Annotated in this window: 1 protein-coding gene; it reads left to right on the top strand. The window is 73.1% G+C overall.

Features of this window, described 5'->3' with window-relative positions; all coding sequences use genetic code 11:
- On the top strand, nucleotides 1–750 hold a 750-nt coding region (locus KUM32_RS39875; RefSeq protein ID WP_302185259.1), incomplete at both ends, for a M1 family aminopeptidase.

Genomic DNA, 750 nt, shown 5'->3' with positions numbered 1-750 from the left:
GCCAGCTACCTGGCCACGGTCGCCATCGGCACCTTCGACGTACGCACCCGCGGCGACCTGCGCGCGGGCACCACCACCGACCCCGAGGAGCCCCACATCGACACCCAGGAGAAACCCCAGGAAGCAGCGCCGAACGACGCCCACGCACCCGCCCCGCCCGACAGCCGGGTCGGCGACGGCCAGCCGGCCGGCACACCACGAGCCGGCGGGCGACAAGGCGGCGAACGGCGGGACGGCCAGCGGCGGGCCGGGGGCGACGTGCCGCAGTACGTGGCGATCGACCCGACGCAGGCGGCGGCGAGCCGGCACGTGGCCGACCAGCTCACCGAGATCATGGACTGGGAGACCGGCCTCTTCGGCCCGTACCCGTTCTCCTCGACCGGCGCCATCGTCGACGACACGCCCGACCTCGGTTACGCCCTGGAGACCCAGACCAAGCCGTACTACAGCACGCCGCCCGACGCCTACCTCCAGGTCCACGAGCTGGCCCACCAGTGGTTCGGCAACTCGCTCACGCCGCGCACCTGGGGCGACATCTGGCTCAACGAGGGCTTCGCCACGTACGCCGAGTGGCTGTGGGAGGTGGAGCGGGACGACGCGGGTCGCACCGCGGACGAGATCTTCCGCGACTACTACGACGGCTCGGACGGCCAGAGCGAGGGCATCTGGGCCTTCCCACCCGGCACCCCGCCCGGGCCCGAACACCTCCTCGACCCGCCGGTCTACGGGCGCGGCGCGATGACCCTGCAC

It is taken from the genome of Streptomyces sp. AC627_RSS907 (genome assembly GCF_019049165.1).
The sequence above is the reverse complement of the archived record's forward strand: the minus strand, read 5'-3'. Positions and strand labels throughout refer to the sequence as shown.